The sequence below is a fragment of the Sulfuritalea hydrogenivorans sk43H genome (genome assembly GCF_000828635.1).
Classification (GTDB): Bacteria; Pseudomonadota; Gammaproteobacteria; order Burkholderiales; family Rhodocyclaceae; genus Sulfuritalea; species Sulfuritalea hydrogenivorans.
In genome coordinates, this window is sequence record NZ_AP012547.1 from 1,988,594 (window position 1) to 2,008,841 (window position 20,248).

Consider the following 20,248-nt stretch of genomic DNA (forward strand, 5'->3'; position numbering starts at 1 on the left):
CCCCGGCGGGGTTGATGAATGCTGTTTGTTTTCTCGTGGCCAGCTACCACACGTCCGTCCAATGCCTTACGGCGTCAGACTGAATCCCATGTTCAGGCTTTGCACAGCAGGCTCGAATTGCGCATCGAACCTGTTCTGAAAAACCCCGGCGCACAGAACGTGCGCGCCGGGTAAGAGGAAACAGGAGGGAGGAAACTGGATGCGATGCTACGTACCGGTTCGCCCTCTCGGATTTTGAAATGCGCCCTTTTTGTCTCGACTTCGACCGTCCGTTAAACCGGTTCCATGCAGTGCAAGTCAGGTATGTCCGCCGTCACCCAGTCAGGCAAAACGAAACACCCTCACAACACCTTCACGCGACTTCGGTTTCCGCTTCCATCGCGCCGGCATTTCCCTTGTCGAGATCGAGACTGGCATTGATCTCGCGTTGGCGCACCAGCAATTGCGTCAGACGATCCTCCTTATCGAAGGGCTTTGATATCTCGGCGAGGATGTCGGCCAGGCGCTTTTCTGCCCGTGCCAGATCCTCATGGACTTCCGCCAGCTTGCTTTCCAGAGCGTTGGCCACGTTTTCGATCACCCTGACCATCCCGATGGGATTGTCAGAATGATGTGCCACGTAGGCTCGCCGCTTTTTCAGCAGAAAGCTTGGTCCATCGGCTGCCGCCGTCGGTATCGACACCGCCAGATCGAAGCCGGCAAACTGCCCGACGACGATCTCCCCCGTCGAAGTCTTCCAGTTCCCGATCTTCCGGGTTCTGGCCTTGGCGTCGACGTAGTACCGAACGAGCGCATTGCCGGCTTCCGTACGATCCACATAACGCTGACCGTCGAGCACCATGCAAAAACGCTGGCCACGAACATCCACCCGATCGGCGATATCCGCTTCGATCGCCTCGATCCGTTGCCGGAGTTTCTCGATGCGACCGGGCAAGGTGGCCGACTCCCTCTGGTTGGACCATCGCTGGTTGTCCCATTGGGATTTGAGCAAGGACAGCTTGGCGACCTCGGCATCGATGCCGGCCTTTTCCATGACTAGCGGATTGCCGGACGCCAGTGCCTTCACTTCGGCATAGGACAACGCCGCCAGCTCCACATCCTCCGCGCTACGCATCCCGGTATCCCCCCGCATCACCTGGGCGATGAAACGTGCCTTGGTTTCGAGGGTCTGCCAGATGTAGGCGTCGAATGAGGCCTCCGTCACGTAACGGACGATACGCACCTCCTCATTCAGGTTGCCCTGACGAATGATGCGCCCCTCCCTTTGCTCGACGTCGGACGGACGCCATGGCGCATCCAGATGATGCAATGCCGCCAGACGCGTCTGGATATTGGTGCCCACCCCCATTTTCAGAGTGCTGCCCAACAGAACGCGAATCCGCCCTTCCCGCACGGCCTTGAACAACTCGGCCTTCGCGGTATCGCTCTCGAAGTCATGAATGAAGGCGATCTCCGTTCCCGGAACTCCCATCTCAACGAGCTTCGCCCGTATGACGTGATAGACACTGAACCGTCCATCGTCCGTTGGCGTACTCAGATCGCAAAACACCGCCTGAGTGCCGCGGAACGCCGTCGTATCGCGCCAGATGCCATGAATCCGCTCAGCGCACAGGCTCACTTTCCCATCCGGCGCCTCCGGCTCTCGAGGAACTACCAGCCGCATATCCAACGCTGCCTTGCGGCCATCATTGGTTACCGCCAGCATGTTGTCCTCGTTGGGAGACACGTTGCCATTGCGAATGACTTCGGCACGTTCCACCAGCGTTGCCACAAACGCCTTCAGGGCCGCCGTGGGTTTCGCTGTCACCGTCTCCAGATGGAAACGCGGCACCGGCAACTTCAGCATGTCCGCCGTTCTGATATCCGCCACCTCGCGGAACATCGTCATCAGCTCGGGCAGATTCACGAAGCGGGCAAACCGCGTGTTCATGCGGTATCCCCCACCATCGGGCGACAACTCCAGGGCCGTCACCGACTCGCCGAAATTGCCCGCCCAGGTATCGAACTGCGCCACATGATTCCCCCGCAGCGTCGCGGGTTGCAGATAGCGTTGCATGGTCCACATCTCCGCCATCGAGTTCGATACCGGCGTTCCTGTTGCGAACACCACCCCCGACCGGCCGTCATGCTTTTCCATCACATGCCGCGTCTTCACGAACATATCGAAGGCACGTTCCGAGTTGGCATTGGGCAGTCCGGCGACCCGCGTCATCTTTGTGAACCGGTACAGGTTCTTGAAGTAGTGCGCCTCGTCGATGAACAGGAAATCGACACCCAGTTCCTCGAACGTGAGCATGTCATCCTTCTTCGACTTCGCCGCCAGCTTCTCCAACCGCGCGAGCCAGCTCTTCTTGGCCCGCTCCAGCTCCTTGACGATCCGATTCCCCCGCTTCTGCGATTTCGAGGCCCGAATGGCACACTCGATCTCATAGACACGCGCTTCGATGAACGTGGTCATGGCCTCGTCGCTCATCTTGATCCTCTCGAAAGAGGCATGGGTAATCAGCACGCCATCCCAATCCCCGGTAGCAATCCGTGACAACAGCGTCCGGCGCTTGTCGCCGACCAGGTCGTCCTTGCTCGCCATCAGAATATTGGCCCCGGGATAGGCTCGCAAAAACTCCGCCGCAAACTGCTCCAGCATGTGGTTTGGCACCACATAGCACGGCTTGCTGGCCATCCCCAGACGCCTCAACTCCATACCGCCACAGATCATCGTCAGAGTTTTGCCGGCGCCGACCACATGAGCCAACAAGGTATTCACCCCGCCCGACACGATGCGCCAGATGGCGTCCTTCTGATGCCGATGAAGGTTGAACACTTCGGAGAAGCCCGGCAGAGCCAGGCCCGACCCATCAAACTCCCGCAAGCGCACAGAATTGAATTGGTCGTTGTACAGCCGGACCAAGCGCTCACAACGATTCGCATCGGCAAACACCCATGCACCAAATGCTTCCTTGAGCGCCTGCTGCTTTTCCCGTGCGGCAATGGTTTCCTCCGTGTTCACGAAGTACCGGTCGGTCACCGGATCGCGATCCCGAATCGTTGGCACCATCTGGTTCAGCGTCACGACAAACAACTCGCCCGCCGAGATACGTCCGGTACCGAAGGTTTGGGTCGATGCGACCGACCGTTCACCTTGCCAGGGCACATCGATGTTCCACGCCCCGGCTTCCGCACAGAACTCCACCGTGCATCCCTCACACTCCAACAACTGATCGAGGAATTCGGCATAGTCGCGCGCCGGTATCCAGGTCGATCCGATCCGGGCATCGATTTCTCCCGGCCCCAGATCAGCAGGCACCACCGCTTTCAAGGCATCCACATTGCGAACAAAATCTCCGCCCGCTGCTTCTGCCATTTCCAGCTTGCTGCGCACGTTCCCGGCCAGGTAAGCATCCGCGGTTTCCCATTGCGATGTTTCCGGATTCAGGAAGATCAGACCGCGATCCGCCATGTCCGGGAGAAACGCCGATGACGCCTGCCCAAGCAGGGATGCCATCAACACAACATCCACACATCCGCGCTCATGCAGCGACACCAACAGGGCCTCTTCCGGCGTATTGCAGCGGTCGACCTTGCGGACGACCCCCACGGTCCGACGGAAGAACACATCGGCCTTTTCCGCTACGCCGCCCTCCGGATCGTAATTCTCCAGAGACAACAGCAATGGCAGGTCGGGGTCTCCCTTGAACGCCAGCTTGTTGGCCTTGGCATGCAGATAGCCATGCCGCGCCACAAAGCCGTCATAGGCCATGTTGAGCATCATGCGGTAACTGCCAAGACGGCTATCGTCATCCGTGAGATGCTGGACATGCAGCAACTTCCTCGCCGCATCACGAATCGCCATCATGCCGACGATGCGCTTGGCAGCCGTTGCCGATACCATTCCCTCGATGACCAGCAGCTCCTGGCCTTCCGAGACAGCCAAACGGCCATCGTCGGTGAGGCAGAATGCGCCCGGCTTCACGAACTCCGGCGCTGCGACACGAATGTCGCGCTGCGGCTTGCCACTGGGCTCGGAATTTCTCGCCGCCCGGGGGTGATAAACGCCCTCTGGCAAACGCGCAATCCGTTCCCGTAAAGCAGTGCCGATATCGCCATCGAAAATGGCAGCATTCGACAAGCCATAGCCATTCGACTTCTGTCCCATGCGCCCGATCAGCATCTCCGGGTTCTGGACATACCAGTTCGAGACATACAAACGGCGGTAGCCGTCACACATCGCATAGGGCGCTTCGACCACGTTAATCCAATCGTCAGCGGCCTTTTCGCCTGCCCCCAACTTCTGGAGAAAGACGATATCGGTCGTGACGTCGGTATTGGCGATCTGCGAAAACGTCCCGGACGGCAGACGTATCGCCCCCAGCAGCCTTGCCTGGGAGGCCATATGGCGCCGCGCCCGATCTTCCCACTTGTCCAACGTTCCGGCCGACGTGATGAACGCCACCAGACCACCAGGACGGGTCACTTCCAGGGCACGCCCGAAGAAGTAGTCGTGGATCAGGAAGTTTGCATAAGGCACGTTCCGATCGTCCGGCACCTGATAGTTCCCGAAAGGAACATTCGAGATCACCAGATCGAACCAGTCTTTGGGCAATCGCGCCTTCTCGAAGCCCACCGTCAAGGTACGAACCCCGTGTTGCCCATACAGGCGCGACAGCATCCGCGACGACAGACGGTCGATTTCGATGGCCGTGATCTCCGAGACTTCGGCCAGATCCTTTGGCATGGCACCGATGAAATACCCGGTACCCGCCGAGGGATCGAGGACGCGACCGCCCCGAAAACCGAGTCGGCGTACTGCTTCCCAGATCGCATCGATCACGAAAACTGCCGTGTAATGGGCATTGACCACACTCCCCTTGGCGCTCGTGTAATCCTCGCCCAACAGATCCGGCAATGACTCGGCTCTCGCCCGCCACGCTGGATCGTCCTGCTCAGGATTGAACGCTTTGGGAAGCCCGCCCCATCCGGTATATCGATTGAGGATGGATCGCTCTTCGTCAGTCGGGAATCGTTTTTCGGCATCCAGCAACGACAACACTGCGATCGCCGCCAGATTCGCCTCGAACTTCCCGACATCCCCACGCAACATCGCATGCAGGGAGCTATCCAGCACGGGCCATACCGCGCGAAGCGGCTTGGGTGCCGTAACATCGGCAGCCACCTCGACAACCCGTTCTGCGATGTCGCCCGAACTTCCCTCATCGATGACCGGTACGGCGTCATGTACTTCGTTGACCAAGGGAAAGGCGATGATTTCTGCCGTACATCTTGCCTCCGGTAATGGATCGTCGGGGGCAAATCCGGGAAGCCACATCGTGACCTCCGCAAGTTTCTTGAGTTTCATGCGGTTCTCCTGAAAAGCCGGAGACACGCTCCCCCTCCGGGGTGTGTCCCCGGAAGGGTTGAGAAACTTCGGTGGGTCGGATGTCGAAGGCGCTAGCCCTGACAACCGACCGGGTGATACAAAGACGACTGCCTACATTTCGCCCCGCCCGCCGACTTCGATCTTTCGCCACAGGGACTTGGAATCGCTCAGCCAGTGGTAGCGAATGAATGCCGACAGGTCGGCGTCATCGTCGATGGAAAGGATGAAGCGCTCGATGCTGTCCCCGCTGCCGTTGAGAGCCAGACCGGTCCGGTTTTCGCGAAACTTGGCCAGGCAGTCGGCGTCGTATCTATCACGCATCTTCTGCGTGTCGATATCGATGCAGAGCGAGACCCGGATACCCCGGTTTCTGGCTTCATCCAATGAGACGGCATCCGCCAACACCCGCCGCAGGCGAGCGATATAGGCTTCCGGCTTCATCCAGCGACCGTGAGGCTTGAGCGACCCACCTTCGCAGGCAGCGGCAAACTCCACTGCGGTTTGCATGACCTGCCAGGACATGCCCATGGCCATGCAGGACCACCGACGAGGACGCTTGCCATCCTGCCGATAGACATTGTTGTCACCACCCAGCGAAGCCAGAATGAAATGGTCTTCGTAGGCAGATTCGATGCGTTCCTTGGGCAGACGAATTGCCACCCAGTCATACTCGATGCGATACGACATGTGATGCCTCCAGAATTGAATGCCGGAGACACCTTCCCGTCCGGGCGATGTCCCCGGACGGGTGATGGCCGTGAGGCCGAATGGATTTACAACTGCTCGGCCTTGGCTTGCGAACACAGGTACAGCAGGCAGCTCGAATTGCGCGGCCCCCACCAGCGATGCCAGCGGACCTGCACTTTGGCTTTCTGCTCCGCCGGCAAACCGAAATAGGTCTGCCGGGCGATTCGCCACCATTTGGCGGTGAATTGGCGCCGTTCGACCTCAACGACGTCGGCACGCTGCGCACGGCGGGACATAACTTCATCCACCGAAGGCTGCAATGCCGCGACCTGGTCCGCGAAAAGCGGCAAGGCCTCGCGTTCTGCCTTCTGCTTGCGCAGCACGGCTGAGCGCTTTCTCGGGGTATCCCGAAAACCTTCATAGCGGGAATAGCGATCGAACATCATGACCATCCCCTTGCCACGCGAATCGCTTCCCGCAACATGTGTACGAACTGCTTCATGGTGCCTCCAGAAAAAAAAGGGAGGCAGCGACCCTGTCGGGAGCGAGCCCCCACAGGGTTGAGAAATGCTGTTTGTTTCCAGCGGCCAGCTACCGCTTTTCAGTCGTTCCCATATGGGAACGGCCAAACTCGGGTTTTCCACAGCGGGCGGGTTGGATGACTCACCCGTTCTGGAAAGCCCGGCACACGCAACTGCGCGTGCACCGGAAAATGGCTCCCACCCTCAACTCCCCTGCCCTTTGCGCTTACGACTGCGCGCAGGCTTGGGATAGCCGAATCGGGACCATGCCGCCGGATCGACGGGAAGCGGTGTCGTCCGGGCATTCTTGAGATTCACAAAAACACCGTGATAGGCGATCTGGCCGTAGCGGAACAACTCCCACAGCAGATTCAGGGCATACAGCGAGACCCCGCGATTGACGAACAGCGACTGCTTGTCGAGGGCATCGGCCAGCGAGCAGGACGGCGTGTCATCTTCGGCTTCCTGCGACTCATCGACGATCTCCGGGAGAAGATCGCCAGCATGAGGCAGCCGGTTCGCATCGGGCTTGGCCCAACGCGCCGGCACCACACCGAGAATGACCTGACCATCATGCAGGCGGTTGCCCAGATCGAGCCAATACCCGCCGCCGGCACGTCCTACCGATTCCAGGATTGCTTTGCGCGCCAGACGATTGTCCACACAACCAATCGCCAGATCGGTGCGCAAACTCTCGCCCGCAGTGAGTCGCCGCATCTGCGCCTTCCAGCCGGTACTCATTGCCATGTTGATGCGATTGACGAGTACCGATGCCTTGGAGAGCCCCACGTCGGACGGATAAAACATCTGCCGCCCGACATTGGCTTCCGACACCTGGTCGGCGTCCACAACGGTCACATCCAGTCCCCCGGGGTGACCCAAGGCAAGCATGGCCGTATGCAGCTGGGCCAGTCCCATCAGCATCTGGGAACCTGAACCTCCGGCCCCGATGACAGTGACACGCACCTCCCGCGTGAGCAGTTCAGGCACAAGATGATGGATAGCCATCATTCCCTCCTGTCTGGCCGCTCAAGCCGGTCTCATCGAATGCCAGCGGCAGGAACAGCCCGTTGGCGCATAAACGAAACGCCGTGGAGCATTGCCCGCGATCGCAATTGCCGATCACACCGGCAATCTTGAACTCCCCGCGATCATCCCGATCGTCCTGCGTCGAGAAGAAGGCCGAGAGGCGACCATGGGAATGCAGGTCGACCACCAGATGCTCATCCTCATCGAGGAGCGGCCGGCGATAACGTACATGCGCGCATCCCGTCGATTCTTCTGTCGGGAACACCAGCCGCATCTCGCCGGAGCCGGCATGCCACACGATCCATCCCACACACTCTTCCGGGCAACGATCAAGCGCAAACCGGTAGAACTCGATGACCAGATGGCGAGGAATCTTGCCAAAGGACAGGGAGAGCTCACGGCCCACCCACCCATAGGGCATGGGGACGCTTTTCTGGCAGACCAGCGGCACCCTGAGATACAACCAGGGACGCCGTGCTTCGAGCCAGAGCCCGTCACCGGTCACCAGAAAGCGATGACCATTCTCGACCAGGGGCGTGAATCCGCCATAGCGCGGCACCGTCACGACAGGTGCCGAGTGTTGCAAGGCGATATCTCTCGCATCCATCACGCGTCTCCTTCCAGCACGGCGGCCTCAAAAGCTTGCCGTAGCGTCCAACCCGTCGGAACGAGCGTGCGCGTAGGAAAGCGAGTCAAGCGACCATCCAGCAGATCCCGCCACAAGGCAAACGGACCGGCCCGGTAACGGGTCAGCCCCCGTGGGGTATGGATATTCGGATGCGTGAAGTAGGACCGGAAGAAGGCTTCCTCCCAGGCCAGGTGGTTGTGTACCTGATCGCCTTTCGGCAAGCGGGCACTGCCGACACAGATGGTGCCGTTTTGCCAGACATTGAAGAATGGCGCGACGGACAGTGGTGTGTCGGCATCAGGACGTTGCCGCCCCTTGAACGCAAACACCTTCCATGCCTTCGTGGTCACCACGAACACCAGTCCCGGACAGGGAACCCGAGCAGTTCGCGCACCGAGTTCCTTGCAGTCGAACCAGACCTGCCTGTCCTGCGGAGCCCTGTACCAGACGAAGAAACCCGATCCTTCCGCGAGCACATGCGCCGGCTTGATGGCCGGCTTGAGCATCGCTTCCGGATCGAGAATGCGCATCAGCGCCATGAGCCCCGCCTTGCTGGCCGGAACCCCTGCTTGAATCACCGGACGATTGCCATCGTCGGAACCCACGTCATGAATCGACACGAACGCCGGCTTGCGCTGCGCATCCTGATAGACCAAGACGGCATGAGTCAGCCGGTACGACTGTTCGCTGGAAAACGTACTGACATTGATCGCCATCGCGACCTCCTTAATGAAATGGTGCAGGCGTGTCGAGCCCGGCGGGCAGGACATCACCCGCACCGGGTTAATGGAACTCACAGCGGTTCGGCGATCAGGGCGATCAGCCGATCCAGTGACGACAACAACTGCAACCCCAGGCCAGTCTTGTGGAGCCAGACATGGAACCCCTCGGTATCGAGAGGTACCGCGCCGGCGCCAAAGAGATCGGTATAGCCATCGCTGGCGCAATTCGCGTATTCGATAAAGTCATCGAACACCCGATCCATAGGGTCATCGGCATCCCATCGCAGGTAAGCCCCGAAATAGACACACTCGACTTCCATGCCATCCAGGCCGGGAAGCTGCCCGCCATCCGCCATCAATTGTTCGATGTCGAGCAACACGGCGGCTACCGGCGCAACTTCTGGCATGGAGGACTGGATGCGGGACAAGGCCTCCTCATCCAGCACCGGCTTGGCGCGAAGCACCCAGTCCGGGAAATGACCGTCATACCAGTCCGGAGAAATTGCATCCCCCAGATCCTCGTCACTCATTCCCATCGAACGCATCTCATCCAGCCATTCGGCTTGGTCACTACTCCCTTGCCAGTGGATGTATTCGCACAGATCGCGCGCCGATTGAGGCGTCAGGGCATACAGCGTGCGCCCCGAAGCCCGTTGCAACCAATACAGCGCTGTCTCACCCAAACCGGGACAGAGCGTCTCGATCCGGGTCAGCCGATCCTTCATGCCCATCCATACCACCTGTTCAGACTGAATGGCCCAGTACCACCGGTCATCGTCGTCACTGGCATCGGGAAACAACGATCCGTAGCCCAATGTTGCTGGACTAGCGGCCGCATGAACCTCGAAGGCAATGTGCTGCAATTGCCCCACCATGCGATTGATCCACGCAACCAACGCTTGTTGCACCAGCGTAGGCGGCAGACCGCTCGCAGACTCGGGAAGCTCCCCAACCTCCAGCCAGCGCAAGGCCAGCATCGCCCAGCGACGAACATCAAGGCTGGGATTGAGGCTGATCGTGAGTCCTTTGCCAAACTGCGGCAGACTCAGAGGATCAGGGCCTGGACGGAAGCGGCCACCTGACAGCGATCGCCGGGGGCCACGGTTGCTTGAGACCGGAGCACCAAGCGTTGCAAGGCTTGTACGCATCGTTTCATCTCCTCGTGATCGAAGGCAGGAACCCCGGGAGGGATTCCACCTTCAAAGTGCGAGAAGTCGCCATCGGCAGCGGCTTGAAGCCGTTCCTTGAGCGACACCATGGCCTACTCCTTGCGGAGGACAACAGGCCAACGCCGATCGAGCCACCTGACCCATCGTCCCAAGGCGATAGTCAGGCGCTCCACCGGCGTCATAACCGCCGATTGCGGTTCGACATAGCTCAGGCCGTCATCGCGCCGCCGCACCACGATCCGGGAGGTTCGCGGAGCATTTGCCGATAGGCTGCCCTTGGTGCCGACTGCACGCCGGAAGGTGTAGATCAACCGATCCCCCTTTTGCTCCGGCCCTTCGATCGATGCCGTCGTGATCTCCGGGTAGGTCGCGGAATAGACATCCCGCACCTGTTCCGGGGACAACTCGCAGCCGGGATCGGGCAAGGCAATGCCGTTGTAGGCAAACGAACGCTGCAGCTTCTGAACGGTAATGGTCATGACGCCCTCCTCATGCGAAAAGGTTGTCTTCGACCGGAACGTCGGCGGCTGCCGGTGTCTCGGTCTCATCATCATCGTCATCAGCTGGCGCCGCTACCTTGGCCGTGCCTTTCCTGAGTGCGCCTTCCGCTTTCTTGCTGGCGTCCTTTTTGGCTGCCTCAAGAATGTTGCGGGTGGCTTCCAGTTGCTCGGCCAGCGATTGATGCTCATCGGCAAAGCTGCGAAGCAAGCCGACGAATTGCGCATCCAGCTCCTCCGCCGTTCCGGTCAGAACCAGCGGGATCGCCAACGCCTCGGCATCCTTGGCATCCTTCGGGGTGGGTCGCACCGTGACGGTGATCAAGCCTTCCCGTGCCGATGACAAGGTGACCGCCAGTGCTGCGCAGCCGTCCAACAACGATTTCAGTTCCTGAAAAAACATGGTGGTACCTCCAAAGAGAAAATTGCAGGCGCACCACGCCCCGTGCGGGGAACGTGGTCCCCGCATGGGTGGAAAGAAACTGTCTTACGCGATGGTGAAGCGCATCGACCGCGGCACCTTGCCCTCGTAGGGGAAAGCCGCCACGTTCAACAGCGCCTTGACGATGTCGTCCTTCTTGCCGCTCATGGCCTTGGCAAATGCTCCGCCCATGGCGACCTTCAAGCCGATCTCGTCGCACATCGCCTCGATTTCGCTCTTGGTGAGCAGCTTGAGAAACTCTTCGCAGAGCTTCCAGTGCCGCCCGAGATCGATCTCGAGATAGGTGAGGATCTGGACCAGGGTCTTCTCCTCGATACCGTCTGCCGCCGATGCCGCCAGTCCGAGAAACAGCTTGTCCCGAACGGCTTCATCCGACTGCGCTACCAGGCGTGCCGCCTCGTCCGCCTTGAACACGAAGCTGGTGAATTCCTGCTTGGTGATCGCGGCGAATGCCTTGCCCAGCTTGGTATCGCTGATATGGCGGGCATTGCCTGATAACGCAAGAGCGATGAGTACCGTGAGATTGTTGTCACGATTGCCCATCAACTCCCGACGCAGCGCCTTGCGCCAGACTTCCAGCCGGTAGTCCTTGACCCGTTGCGAGTCCTGAACCTTGGCCTCCGACTTGGCTTCGGCCTTGCCGGATGACTTGGCAGGGGTTGCCGACTTGCCTGACGCTGTCTTCGCAGAACCCTCCGCCGGCGTTGCCTTGTCCTTTTCCAGCTTGATACGCGCTGCCACCTTCTTGGCATTGCAGCTCGCATCGAAGCACAGGTCGGGATAGACGTTGCCGAGCTTGCCCGGCACGGCCGAGATCGCGGCACCGAAGTTCTTGCAGGCGCGGCAGGCTTTCGCCTGTTCCTCGCCCACCCCGGTATCGCCCTCCGCCAGCAGTCGCAGGAGCGTGAAGTTCTCGCCGGGTCGGACGATCCGAATGGTCGGATAGTCGTCGGCCAGCGATGCCTTCTTTGCGTCCAGCGACGCCTCGGTCTTGCCATCGAAACACGCCCCGTGGGTGCAGTGTCCGGCGGCAATCGCCTCGCCAAAGAGCGCCTGCTGATTCCCCGAGTTATGGGTACACGACGTGCACTCGCCCTTGTCGAAGATGGCGCTGCTCAAAGCCCGTGAGATCTGCTCAAGTTGCCCGCGAAACTGGGCGACCGTCGGCAAACTGGCCTGTGACAGCAACTTCTCCAACACGGCATCCTGCCTGTCGCGGGTGACCGCAGCCAACAACTCTGCGTGACCCAGCTGGATGCGCCGCTCGGACAAGGCCCGACGGACCCGTTCCGAACAGTTCATCAGCGCCAGGCGCTTGTCGAGCGTGGTCCGCGACCAGCCCAGACGACGCGAGGCCTCGTCCCGATCCCCCTGACAGCGGCCAAGAATCTTGGCTGCCGCTTCGGCTTCTTCGGTCGGACTCATGTCGGCACGCTGGATGTTTTCGATCAGCGCCGCCTCGTCGGCTTCGCCATCGTCCAGGTCGCGCACCAGGGCCGGGATTTCATACTCGTCCCCGAACACCTTCTTTGCCGCGCGCCAGCGACGTTCGCCGGCGACGATCTCGTAACGCCCCGCATCGCGGGGACGAACGAGGATCGCCTGCAGCACGCCCTTGGATTTCACGGAATCTTCCAACGCCGTCATTTCCGAGGGATCGAAGTAGCCTCGGGGATTGCGGCCGGGAAGGATGTTTCCGACCTTGATTGATGCTTGCAGTTGCATGATGCCTCCAATGAAAAATGGCAGGCAGCCGCATCCCCGGACGGGAATGCAACTGTCCCGCCAGGGGTGAAATGAATCGTCAATGAGTGTGTCGCCGCCGGTAACGTTCCAGCACCCGATCCCGAATTTCTTCGTCATCGAGGCCAAACAGACGGCAACACGCCCGGTAGGTAAAAGCACCAGACTCCGAACGTGGCGCCCGCATCCAATCGAGAATGTCTGCCTGTGTTTTGGCGGACACCCTCAAATCAAACAGGTCGTGCAGCGATTTCTCCAGAAGGAGGCCATGCAGCCGCAGGATGTCATCCTCGGTCCATGGAATCTCTTCATCAAAGTTCGCTTCACGTCCTGCCATGCGGGCTGGATCGGGCCGATGGTCCTGACCACTTTCCTTGTGCATGGCCATCTCCGTCATCAGCATGTGAATTGCCTGCGCTAGTGACGGTCGCCGGACTTGATCAGGCGGTAGCTGTCGTACTCCAACAGATAGCCGTTGCCCTGAATGACGCTCAGAAGCTCGTTGCGCGCCAAAACGACAGCGGCATCATCTTCCTTGCTCAGGGTCAGAAATCCGACCTTGTCGAGTACCTGCACCGCCCGCGCACAGATCCGGATGGCTCCGAACTCCGTGTCGCCGAGCATCGTCATTTGCCCTCTTCCCCGAAAATGTCATTTGCCGAGGAAGCAGAATTGGCCAACGCCGTCTTGCGGTTACGGTAGGCACGCAGCACCTGCTCCAACTCGGTGCCCTCGAACGAGCCTTCGGCCCGGATATAGACTTCATCCAGTTCGTCGGTCGTTGCCGCCCGGCCGATGATGGCCAGGGTGTCCTGCAGCATCTTGCCGGAGGCTTGACGCTCAGTGCCTTGGGTCGGTTCGACCTTGCCAGGCTTGTTCCCCTTGTCACCGTTCTCGGCCGTGGTTGGAATGACTTCTCCCGTTTCCTCGTCGATGATCGGCGCCCATGAACCTTCAATGGCTTCGGTGATTCCGATGTTCTGGTTCTCACCACGCTCGGTCACTTCATCGAGCGCCAGCGCCATCGCCAGTTCCGGAGACTTGGGCAACAAATTGCACAGCCGGCGAATCACGGTCTTTAGGCCCATGGGGACGAAATGCGTATCCCACGGACTTTCCTTGCCGTACTTCTTGGCCATCTGATAGCCCCGCGAGTTGTCGCGCACCTGTTCGATTTGTTCTTTCGACAGGGCGTGAAACGTGCGGGTACCATCCTTGAACACCGCGACAGCGTAGAACCCCACGATCATTCCCCGCTCCTCATCGGAGGCAGGGAAGCCGTTCTTCTTCAACGGTTCGTGCATCAGGGTCCGGTTAAGGCCCAGGACGATGTCGAACTTGTCGTTGATGCGAACTTCGTGACCATAGATGTCCTGCACGATGCCACTGTTGCGCGCCAGTTTCATGAGCCCCTGATAGCCGGGAATCAACTGGCACTGATTGCCGAAGGGCACCAGGTGCGCTTCACCCATCAATCCGACTTCGAGACCGAGCTGGCTGGACTGGATCACCGCCGCAAAAACACTGCGGGGATCCGTCTGGGCCAGCTTTGGGTTCATGCGAAACGCGGTCAGGGCAATGCGCACCATGCGATCCGGACTCAGGTGCTTGGGCAGTGCGCGGGCAATTTCGCCTTTGAACTGTTCCAGCATGGCCGGGAACGGCACCACGTTGGACTGCACACCTTGGCGGGACTTCTGGATGTTGCGTAGGGTTTGAGACATGGTTTTCTCCAAAGAAAAATGGCGAAGACACCTGTCTCCCTTGACGGGGATGGGTATCCCCGCCGGGGTTGATGACCTACATAGAAAAGCCGCGGATTAAGCGGCGTCCAGCTCGAAGGCTTCTGTGTTGGCTGCCCAGCGTGGCAGGGAGATCAGTTCGATCTCTCCACCCGGTTGGTACGCCGGCCAGTTGCCCGATGCCTGGCACCACCTCAAGAGCTGAAGTGCCGCCCGGTATTTCTTGCGCCCGATCTCGATCACGTCGGGATCGGCGCGATAGACCGCGACCGCATGCGGTGCCTCTTTCTCCACAGCGACAAACAGGAACGGAAGCTCCATTCCGGTCACGGCCTTGATCCCGTCGACGTAGAACGCCGCCTGGATGTCGTAGCCAAAATTCGCCATGGAACGAGAGAACCCGCCACTGCTGGCATCGATGCAGGTCTTGAGATCAACGATGGCTTCACCGTTGAACCAGTCCGGCCGACACTTGCAGTTGAGGCCGGTTTCCGTATCCGTCCAGAACGCCGAGAGTTCGGCATCACCGGAGGAAAGAAGCCTTGAAGCTCCCTGATGGGCAAACACGGCCCGTTGAACCAGGGTGAGCGTGGCCATCTCCTCAGAGGTAATCACGATCTTGCCGTGATTGGCCTCCTCAAAACGTGCCGCCGCTTCTTTGCCTTCCTTGGTGCGACGGTCGAATTTCTCCGCCACCACGAATTCCTCGGCAAAGCGATCCTGCTCCAGCACATAGGTATGCACTGCGGTTCCGAACGCCATGGCAGGCGTCGGTTCATGCGGATGATCCAGATACTCGCGCAGGTGAGCCGGGCTTTTGAGCATCTTGACGATACCCGAATGGCCGATGGCTTTCTCCGCGTGATACTGCGTGGCCGGCATGACAAGCAGGCCGGGATGATTGAGTTTCATGATGCCTCCAGAGTGAATGCCGGAAGCACCGACCCGAACCGGGGCGTTGTCCCCGGCAGGGTTGGAAAATGCTGTTTGTTTCGCGCGGCCAGCTACCGCTTTTTAATCGAACAGATAACCGTCCGATCAAATCTGGCTTTCCGCAGGACGCTCGGCGGGAACGCCCTCGGGAAAGCCCCGGAGGTCCGGGGCGATGGGATCATTCGATTGTTCCGGCTTTGCGCGCCATGTCGAGTGCCTTCAACAACATGTCGCGGGTTTCCATGTCCCGCTTGCCTTCCCTCAGCCGTTGATAGAGATCGCAGGCAAAGGCCATGGGCAGCGGGTCGAACAGACGAACGAGATAGGGATTGAGTTTCATGATTTTCTCCAGAGGTTGTTGAGATACCCTGGCGAAAACCGCATCCAAGATGGAGCGATCCCCGCAGGACAAAGGGCTCTTCGAGAAAAGCGCTTTGTGCTGCGGGGAAGACCCCCACAGGCAATACTGCGAATTACAGACCGAGCGCGTGAACGATCGGACGGCTGATGATCCAGCCAGAAATGCAGCATGCGAGAAGAACGAGTTCCATTAGATGCCTCCTGAAGTAAAAAAAGGGGGCACCCCTCCCCTTGCGGAGGCGATGCCCCCGCTGGGGTTGAAACTTCAGGCGATGACTTCGAAGGAAGCCTTTGCCGTGTTGCCGGAATCGTTGCCGATTCCGTTCCGACGCAGATACGCCGGTACCTCGTACTGCCGCCAATCCGTTACCGGTTCCTCGGCGGGTACATCATCTACTTCAGCCACCACCTCCTCGACCTTGGCATGGAGGGGAACACGCAGGAATGAGCCACGAATGGCTTCCAGCGCAAACCGAAGAAACGAAAGGATCAGATGCAGCCCTGCCAGCATGGCCAGGACAAGAATGACGCGCTCCATGAACAAACCTCCAAAAGTGATGGAGGCCTGTCCCCCAAGGGAGGAAGACCTCCCGGTGGGGAAACAAGAAACGTGCGACTCAGAACGGCTCGATGTCGGGTACATCCTCGAATGCCGGTCCCGAAGCGGCTGCAGGCTTGCCTTTACCGTTGCCGGTACGCTTGCCTTTGCCTGCATCGGGCGCATCGTCATCCGCTGGACGAGTGCCGAGCATCTTCATCTCGCTGGCGAGAATCTCGACGACATAGCGATCCTGACCCTCTTTGTCCTGCCATTTGCGGGTCTGGATGCGACCTTCGACGTAGACGGGCGAGCCCTTCTTCAGGTACTCGCCGACGACCTCCGCCGTGCGACCAAAAAAGACGACACGGTGCCACTCGGTGATTTCCTTCTTTTCACCGGACGACTTGTCCTTGTACGTCTCCGTCGTTGCGATCCGAATCGTTGCGATCGCTTCGCGGTTCTGCGTGTAACGAACCTCAGGGTCGGCACCCAAGTTGCCGATGAGGGTGACTCTGTTTAGTGATGCCATGACTACCTCCTGACAAAAGTTGAAATTGGCAGGAAGGCCGTCATTACCTGACGGGGTATCCCCGCCGGGGTTAGTGAATGCTGTTTATTTCGGAAGGCCAGCTACCTTCACCGTGTCCGCCATAAGGAGGACATGAGATGGGCGCATTCTGGCTGTCGTGGATTGCAGTGGGTGTTTGAAATGCGCCCTTTTTGGACGCATTTCAAAATCCGTTCCCTCTATGCCCTGATTACTCTCCCGAAGCTATTTCAACCGGGAGAACATCATGGCTACACGTCCGTACAAGCTTTCATCGAGCATTCCAACCGTCCGGCTGAGCAACAGCCGGCCCTTCATCACACAGAAGGCCGTCCTCAATTCACTGCATGCGCAACAGATTTTTGAGCGCGGTTACGACATGTGCGCCAACGGCCTGTTCTCTTTGACCGTAGTGCTGCGATTCATTGGCACGGAAGATCAAGCTCAAGCCGTTGAGGCCATGGTGGATGACCTGCTGAATTCGACCCTAACCGAGATTCGTCAGGAAATCGAACGAATGCAGGAACTCAGCGAGGCCAGCGGATGCGAAACAGGAATTGGCTATACCAATGCACGGACGGTTGAGATCCAGATCACCTCGCCCCGCTCCATTCGTTTCCTGGCCATCATCCGCGAGTTCGACCAACTGATCGCCGCAATGGACACCTTATGGCTGGCCTGCCTGATCGACGACACGCAATATGCGGTAGAGGCCTACCAGTGGAAAAAGAAGATTCTTCGCTTGGCCGGTCAAATACGAACCCTGGCTACACGAGCCATCCTGGCTGCCCGCAGGAAGGAAAGTGCGGAGATTGCCGCAGAGGAAAAGGAGTCGGCGGTGATCAAGGAGATGATCAACCCAACTACGGAGACCGCACCCGCTTTGGGCATTCCGGTGGTCTAGCGCATCAGGGATTCAGGAAGACCCGTTTGACCACGGTTGGTATTTCGTATCGAAGTAGAAACGGGTCGAGTCCCGCCATAAATGATTCATAGGCAAGTCGGCCTGTCGTAGTCCTCGTCGACAGGCCACAGCCTTCCATCCATAGATCGGCTGCACGAAGCCATGTCTGTTCGACATCCTTCAGGACGATACTGACCCGCTTTTGATACCGACCAGTAGGTGTCCCGGGGATATCTATGGCAATACAGGGAGGGGCATAGGCTCTTCTTTTCACAAAGATCGTGTAGGCGGGTGTTCCGTCATCACGAAACAGATTGGTTGGATACATGTGTTGAACACTTTGAAATTTTCCTAGAGTAAGAATATCCAGTTGCTCAACGGAATGTAACTGGCAGATCTGACAGGTTTTTGAAGAAAATTACCAACCCGGATAACGCGACCAGACTCTCTCATTGTCCCCACCCGTGACGTATTCCTTCCCGAAGAATTGGCCCATTTTCACACCCATGTCAGACGCAAGTCGCCCGTAATACAGGCGGTACGCTAGCAGCCGGAATTTTGGGTTCCGCATTTTTCTATTCATCTACCAGGAGTCACCATGGCAACCAAAAAAGCCCCGGCCGCCAAGGCCAAAGCCCCCGCCAAGAAACCCGTTGCGGCGAAAGCCCTCGCCAAGAAGCCTGTTGCTGCTAAACCTGTGGCAGCCAAGCCGGCTGAAATGAAGCCAATCAAGGCTGCATTGAACAAGACCACCCTGATTGCCCACCTGGCCGAAAACTCGGGTGTCGAGCCCAAGGCTGTCAAAGCCGTCCTGACCGCGCTCGAAGCAACCACCCTAGCCTCGATGAACAAGAAGGGTATTGGCGAATTCACCCTGCCCGGCCTCCTGAAAGTGGTGGCCCAGAAGGTTCCGGCCAAGGCCAAGCGCTTTGGCAAGAACCCCTTCACCGGCTTGGAGCAATGGTTCCCGGCGAAGCCCGCCTCGGTCAAGGTCAAGGTTCGTCCCCTGAAGAAACTGAAGGATGCCGTCCTTTAATCGGCGTTCCGACAAGGCGGGGCATGGTGCGAGCCATGCCCCGCTTTTTTGTGTAAGTGGGAACAGACAGGGCTTGATCTGACTGTTTCAGATCATTACCCGGCCCTACCCCTCCTAAAGTAACCCGCTCGTAACTCATACTCAGGAGGGTCTATGTCCGCACTTCGTATTGATGACCATGTCCGCTGCCGCATGGTCACCCCGGATGGTCCATTGTCCATCACAGGCGAGATCATCAAGATTTTCCCGGCAGGTCAAAGCTATTGGCTTCATGTCCGCCAAGGTGACGGTGCGGTACGCATGGTCTATGAAGCTACAACACAGATCGAGACACTGGATCTCGAAGCAGCCTGACACCTTCAGTAGCGCCCAATGAATATCAACGTCGGTATCGATCTGCCTCTTGGACTTGGATTACACCGGCAACGCGTCGATTTCCTTTACCGAGCGACGACGCCGCTAATCGCCTACCTCAACCCTTGGGGTGGCGACCATGTACTGGTGATCCGGGATGGCCATATCCTCGGTGTCGTCCAGAGAGACAAGCGTCCAATCTGGACAAAGCTCCAGGAACGCAGCGCACTGTATCGCCGAAAACAACCGGCCGAGGCTAGCGCTGACCAAATCCCTGGAGATCCCTCACTCGCAGACTGCTGCGCGTAGTCAGCCTCCGATTCGTCGTATCAACCGCCCTTCCCGCTTGGTTGGCCTTCCCTTGAGGTCCGATCCAGGTACCGGTGCCAGTTTTCTCAATTCCTGATCTCGCAGTCGCATGGCTTCGCTTTCCGGCGTCTCCTGGTAGAGCAAGCGGGCCTCGGAAGCTGGCCTCCGTTGTTCCGCCATGCCTTGGACGATGACAACGAATACTGTCTGGCTAATGGTGATCTCGAGTTCGTCACCAACCTTAAGGTCGCGAGCCGGTTTGACGTGATCGCCATTGCACCGAATCTTGTGGCTGGCAATTGCCGCGGACGCCAGGCTACGCGTCTTGAAGAAGCGCGCCACCCACAGCCACTTGTCTATGCGCATGCTGTCGTTGCTCATGCCTTGGGCTTCCTCAGCGGAGTGAGCAGCGTGCGCAGGCCGTTGTGATCCATCTCCTGCATCAGGGCCAACAAGCGACCGATCTCTCCTTGCGGGAAACCCTCACGGGCAAACCAGTTGAGATAGTTCCCCGGCAGGTCTGCGATCAGCGTTCCCTTGTGCTTGCCGAAGGGCATTTCGCGGGTTACAAGTAACTCAAGGTCTTCAGCGTGCACAAAATTATGCCAAAAGTAGAGCTACCGATTTTGAAATGCGACCTTTTTGGCTCGATTTCAAAATCCGCACTCATCGGGTAATTGCTGAAATTGGCGTTGCTCCACGAACCTAGA

The 20,248-nt window shown here is 58.8% G+C and carries 24 protein-coding genes; 4 read left to right on the top strand and 20 right to left on the bottom strand.

From position 1 onward, the window contains the following. Nucleotides 1–352 precede the first annotated feature (352 nt). The 18 genes from SUTH_RS09660 to ssb form a co-directional block, all read right to left on the bottom strand. Complete coding sequence (locus SUTH_RS09660; RefSeq protein WP_052473501.1) at nucleotides 353–5,353, bottom strand: DEAD/DEAH box helicase family protein; 5,001 nt, start codon at nucleotides 5,351–5,353, stop codon at nucleotides 353–355. A 132-nt stretch (nucleotides 5,354–5,485) separates the two neighbouring features. After that, the gene (locus tag SUTH_RS18455; RefSeq protein ID WP_052473502.1) at nucleotides 5,486–6,061 is read right to left on the bottom strand and encodes a hypothetical protein; all 576 of its coding nucleotides are present in this window, start codon (nucleotides 6,059–6,061) and stop codon (nucleotides 5,486–5,488) included. 86 nt (nucleotides 6,062–6,147) lie between these two features. After that, a complete protein-coding gene (locus SUTH_RS09670) occupies nucleotides 6,148–6,507 on the bottom strand; it encodes a hypothetical protein (protein WP_041102129.1) in 360 nt (119 codons plus the stop codon). Nucleotides 6,508–6,786: 279 nt separating this feature from the next. Beyond that, nucleotides 6,787–7,590, bottom strand: a complete 804-nt coding sequence (locus SUTH_RS09675) for a PRTRC system ThiF family protein (protein WP_084207559.1) — start codon at nucleotides 7,588–7,590, stop codon at nucleotides 6,787–6,789. Then, on the bottom strand, nucleotides 7,565–8,218 hold the full coding sequence (locus SUTH_RS09680; RefSeq protein ID WP_052473504.1) for a PRTRC system protein A: 654 nt from the start codon (nucleotides 8,216–8,218) through the stop codon (nucleotides 7,565–7,567). Before SUTH_RS09680 ends, SUTH_RS09675 begins: the two co-directional genes overlap by 26 nt. Beyond that, complete coding sequence (locus SUTH_RS09685; protein ID WP_070099378.1) at nucleotides 8,218–8,955, bottom strand: PRTRC system protein B; 738 nt, start codon at nucleotides 8,953–8,955, stop codon at nucleotides 8,218–8,220. Before SUTH_RS09685 ends, SUTH_RS09680 begins: the two co-directional genes overlap by 1 nt. 77 nt (nucleotides 8,956–9,032) lie before the next feature. Beyond that, on the bottom strand, nucleotides 9,033–10,109 hold the full coding sequence (locus SUTH_RS09690) for a PRTRC system protein F (RefSeq protein WP_084207333.1): 1,077 nt from the start codon (nucleotides 10,107–10,109) through the stop codon (nucleotides 9,033–9,035). Further along, nucleotides 10,007–10,219: a hypothetical protein gene (locus SUTH_RS19660; RefSeq protein WP_041098880.1), complete on the bottom strand. Its 213-nt coding sequence runs from the start codon at nucleotides 10,217–10,219 to the stop codon at nucleotides 10,007–10,009. The genes SUTH_RS09690 and SUTH_RS19660 overlap by 103 nt, the downstream gene beginning before the upstream one ends. A gap of 3 nt (nucleotides 10,220–10,222) precedes the next feature. Further along, the gene (locus SUTH_RS18835) at nucleotides 10,223–10,609 is read right to left on the bottom strand and encodes a PRTRC system protein C (RefSeq protein WP_070099338.1); all 387 of its coding nucleotides are present in this window, start codon (nucleotides 10,607–10,609) and stop codon (nucleotides 10,223–10,225) included. Between the two features lie 10 nt (nucleotides 10,610–10,619). After that, complete coding sequence (locus SUTH_RS09705; protein ID WP_052473506.1) at nucleotides 10,620–11,030, bottom strand: PRTRC system protein E; 411 nt, start codon at nucleotides 11,028–11,030, stop codon at nucleotides 10,620–10,622. A gap of 84 nt (nucleotides 11,031–11,114) precedes the next feature. Continuing rightward, nucleotides 11,115–12,794, bottom strand: coding sequence for a PRTRC system ParB family protein (locus tag SUTH_RS09710; RefSeq protein ID WP_041098882.1), 1,680 nt, complete (start codon nucleotides 12,792–12,794; stop codon nucleotides 11,115–11,117). Nucleotides 12,795–12,873: 79 nt separating this feature from the next. Beyond that, nucleotides 12,874–13,215: a hypothetical protein gene (locus tag SUTH_RS09715; protein WP_041098884.1), complete on the bottom strand. Its 342-nt coding sequence runs from the start codon at nucleotides 13,213–13,215 to the stop codon at nucleotides 12,874–12,876. A 14-nt stretch (nucleotides 13,216–13,229) separates the two neighbouring features. Then, nucleotides 13,230–13,442: a hypothetical protein gene (locus tag SUTH_RS09720; protein ID WP_041098891.1), complete on the bottom strand. Its 213-nt coding sequence runs from the start codon at nucleotides 13,440–13,442 to the stop codon at nucleotides 13,230–13,232. Continuing rightward, nucleotides 13,439–14,536 (bottom strand): recombinase RecT, encoded by a 1,098-nt coding sequence (locus tag SUTH_RS09725; RefSeq protein ID WP_084207335.1) that lies wholly within the window; start codon nucleotides 14,534–14,536, stop codon nucleotides 13,439–13,441. The genes SUTH_RS09720 and SUTH_RS09725 overlap by 4 nt, the downstream gene beginning before the upstream one ends. A gap of 96 nt (nucleotides 14,537–14,632) precedes the next feature. After that, nucleotides 14,633–15,466 (bottom strand): PD-(D/E)XK nuclease-like domain-containing protein, encoded by an 834-nt coding sequence (locus SUTH_RS09730; protein WP_052473508.1) that lies wholly within the window; start codon nucleotides 15,464–15,466, stop codon nucleotides 14,633–14,635. 199 nt (nucleotides 15,467–15,665) lie between these two features. Then, the gene (locus SUTH_RS19665; RefSeq protein ID WP_170228062.1) at nucleotides 15,666–15,827 is read right to left on the bottom strand and encodes a hypothetical protein; all 162 of its coding nucleotides are present in this window, start codon (nucleotides 15,825–15,827) and stop codon (nucleotides 15,666–15,668) included. A gap of 285 nt (nucleotides 15,828–16,112) precedes the next feature. Then, nucleotides 16,113–16,385, bottom strand: a complete 273-nt coding sequence (locus tag SUTH_RS09735; RefSeq protein ID WP_041098893.1) for a hypothetical protein — start codon at nucleotides 16,383–16,385, stop codon at nucleotides 16,113–16,115. A 79-nt stretch (nucleotides 16,386–16,464) separates the two neighbouring features. Continuing rightward, the gene (ssb, locus tag SUTH_RS09740) at nucleotides 16,465–16,917 is read right to left on the bottom strand and encodes a single-stranded DNA-binding protein (protein WP_041098895.1); all 453 of its coding nucleotides are present in this window, start codon (nucleotides 16,915–16,917) and stop codon (nucleotides 16,465–16,467) included. Between the two features lie 265 nt (nucleotides 16,918–17,182). Here ssb and SUTH_RS09745 point away from each other — a divergent pair, with 265 nt between their 5' ends. From SUTH_RS09745 to SUTH_RS19670, 4 genes are all read left to right on the top strand, one after another. Further along, a complete protein-coding gene (locus SUTH_RS09745; RefSeq protein ID WP_041098898.1) occupies nucleotides 17,183–17,839 on the top strand; it encodes a hypothetical protein in 657 nt (218 codons plus the stop codon). Nucleotides 17,840–18,437: 598 nt separating this feature from the next. Continuing rightward, entirely contained in the window at nucleotides 18,438–18,875 is a 438-nt protein-coding gene (locus SUTH_RS09750; RefSeq protein ID WP_041098900.1) for an HU family DNA-binding protein, read from the top strand. A 153-nt stretch (nucleotides 18,876–19,028) separates the two neighbouring features. Beyond that, nucleotides 19,029–19,229 (top strand): hypothetical protein, encoded by a 201-nt coding sequence (locus tag SUTH_RS19420; RefSeq protein ID WP_148312906.1) that lies wholly within the window; start codon nucleotides 19,029–19,031, stop codon nucleotides 19,227–19,229. A gap of 18 nt (nucleotides 19,230–19,247) precedes the next feature. Further along, nucleotides 19,248–19,538: a hypothetical protein gene (locus tag SUTH_RS19670; RefSeq protein ID WP_171817349.1), complete on the top strand. Its 291-nt coding sequence runs from the start codon at nucleotides 19,248–19,250 to the stop codon at nucleotides 19,536–19,538. Here SUTH_RS19670 and SUTH_RS09755 read toward each other — a convergent pair whose 3' ends face one another. Together SUTH_RS09755 and SUTH_RS09760 are read right to left on the bottom strand one after the other, a co-directional pair. Beyond that, nucleotides 19,539–19,919, bottom strand: coding sequence for an RNA-binding S4 domain-containing protein (locus SUTH_RS09755; RefSeq protein ID WP_041098902.1), 381 nt, complete (start codon nucleotides 19,917–19,919; stop codon nucleotides 19,539–19,541). Then, a complete protein-coding gene (locus tag SUTH_RS09760; RefSeq protein ID WP_041098904.1) occupies nucleotides 19,916–20,134 on the bottom strand; it encodes a DUF3820 family protein in 219 nt (72 codons plus the stop codon). Before SUTH_RS09760 ends, SUTH_RS09755 begins: the two co-directional genes overlap by 4 nt. Nucleotides 20,135–20,248 lie beyond the last annotated feature (114 nt).

What these genes read in the sequence shown, in the direction of transcription:
- SUTH_RS09660 (WP_052473501.1), bottom strand. Translation starts at nt 5,353, where the DNA reads ATGAAACTCAAGAAACTTGCGGAGGTCACGATGTGGCTTCCCGGATTT.
- SUTH_RS09670 (WP_041102129.1), bottom strand. Translation starts at nt 6,507, where the DNA reads ATGATGTTCGATCGCTATTCCCGCTATGAAGGTTTTCGGGATACCCCG.
- SUTH_RS09730 (WP_052473508.1), bottom strand. Translation starts at nt 15,466, where the DNA reads ATGAAACTCAATCATCCCGGCCTGCTTGTCATGCCGGCCACGCAGTAT.
- SUTH_RS19660 (WP_041098880.1), bottom strand. Translation starts at nt 10,219, where the DNA reads ATGGTGTCGCTCAAGGAACGGCTTCAAGCCGCTGCCGATGGCGACTTC.
- SUTH_RS18835 (WP_070099338.1), bottom strand. Translation starts at nt 10,609, where the DNA reads ATGACCATTACCGTTCAGAAGCTGCAGCGTTCGTTTGCCTACAACGGC.
- SUTH_RS09705 (WP_052473506.1), bottom strand. Translation starts at nt 11,030, where the DNA reads ATGTTTTTTCAGGAACTGAAATCGTTGTTGGACGGCTGCGCAGCACTG.
- SUTH_RS09755 (WP_041098902.1), bottom strand. Translation starts at nt 19,919, where the DNA reads ATGAGCAACGACAGCATGCGCATAGACAAGTGGCTGTGGGTGGCGCGC.
- SUTH_RS09745 (WP_041098898.1), top strand. Translation starts at nt 17,183, where the DNA reads ATGGCTACACGTCCGTACAAGCTTTCATCGAGCATTCCAACCGTCCGG.
- SUTH_RS19420 (WP_148312906.1), top strand. Translation starts at nt 19,029, where the DNA reads ATGTCCGCACTTCGTATTGATGACCATGTCCGCTGCCGCATGGTCACC.
- SUTH_RS18455 (WP_052473502.1), bottom strand. Translation starts at nt 6,061, where the DNA reads ATGTCGTATCGCATCGAGTATGACTGGGTGGCAATTCGTCTGCCCAAG.
- SUTH_RS09710 (WP_041098882.1), bottom strand. Translation starts at nt 12,794, where the DNA reads ATGCAACTGCAAGCATCAATCAAGGTCGGAAACATCCTTCCCGGCCGC.
- SUTH_RS19670 (WP_171817349.1), top strand. Translation starts at nt 19,248, where the DNA reads ATGAATATCAACGTCGGTATCGATCTGCCTCTTGGACTTGGATTACAC.
- SUTH_RS09690 (WP_084207333.1), bottom strand. Translation starts at nt 10,109, where the DNA reads ATGCGTACAAGCCTTGCAACGCTTGGTGCTCCGGTCTCAAGCAACCGT.
- SUTH_RS09735 (WP_041098893.1), bottom strand. Translation starts at nt 16,385, where the DNA reads ATGGAGCGCGTCATTCTTGTCCTGGCCATGCTGGCAGGGCTGCATCTG.
- SUTH_RS09675 (WP_084207559.1), bottom strand. Translation starts at nt 7,590, where the DNA reads ATGGCTATCCATCATCTTGTGCCTGAACTGCTCACGCGGGAGGTGCGT.
- SUTH_RS09685 (WP_070099378.1), bottom strand. Translation starts at nt 8,955, where the DNA reads ATGGCGATCAATGTCAGTACGTTTTCCAGCGAACAGTCGTACCGGCTG.
- SUTH_RS09725 (WP_084207335.1), bottom strand. Translation starts at nt 14,536, where the DNA reads ATGTCTCAAACCCTACGCAACATCCAGAAGTCCCGCCAAGGTGTGCAG.
- SUTH_RS09720 (WP_041098891.1), bottom strand. Translation starts at nt 13,442, where the DNA reads ATGACGATGCTCGGCGACACGGAGTTCGGAGCCATCCGGATCTGTGCG.
- SUTH_RS19665 (WP_170228062.1), bottom strand. Translation starts at nt 15,827, where the DNA reads ATGAAACTCAATCCCTATCTCGTTCGTCTGTTCGACCCGCTGCCCATG.
- ssb (WP_041098895.1), bottom strand. Translation starts at nt 16,917, where the DNA reads ATGGCATCACTAAACAGAGTCACCCTCATCGGCAACTTGGGTGCCGAC.
- SUTH_RS09750 (WP_041098900.1), top strand. Translation starts at nt 18,438, where the DNA reads ATGGCAACCAAAAAAGCCCCGGCCGCCAAGGCCAAAGCCCCCGCCAAG.
- SUTH_RS09680 (WP_052473504.1), bottom strand. Translation starts at nt 8,218, where the DNA reads ATGGATGCGAGAGATATCGCCTTGCAACACTCGGCACCTGTCGTGACG.
- SUTH_RS09715 (WP_041098884.1), bottom strand. Translation starts at nt 13,215, where the DNA reads ATGCTGATGACGGAGATGGCCATGCACAAGGAAAGTGGTCAGGACCAT.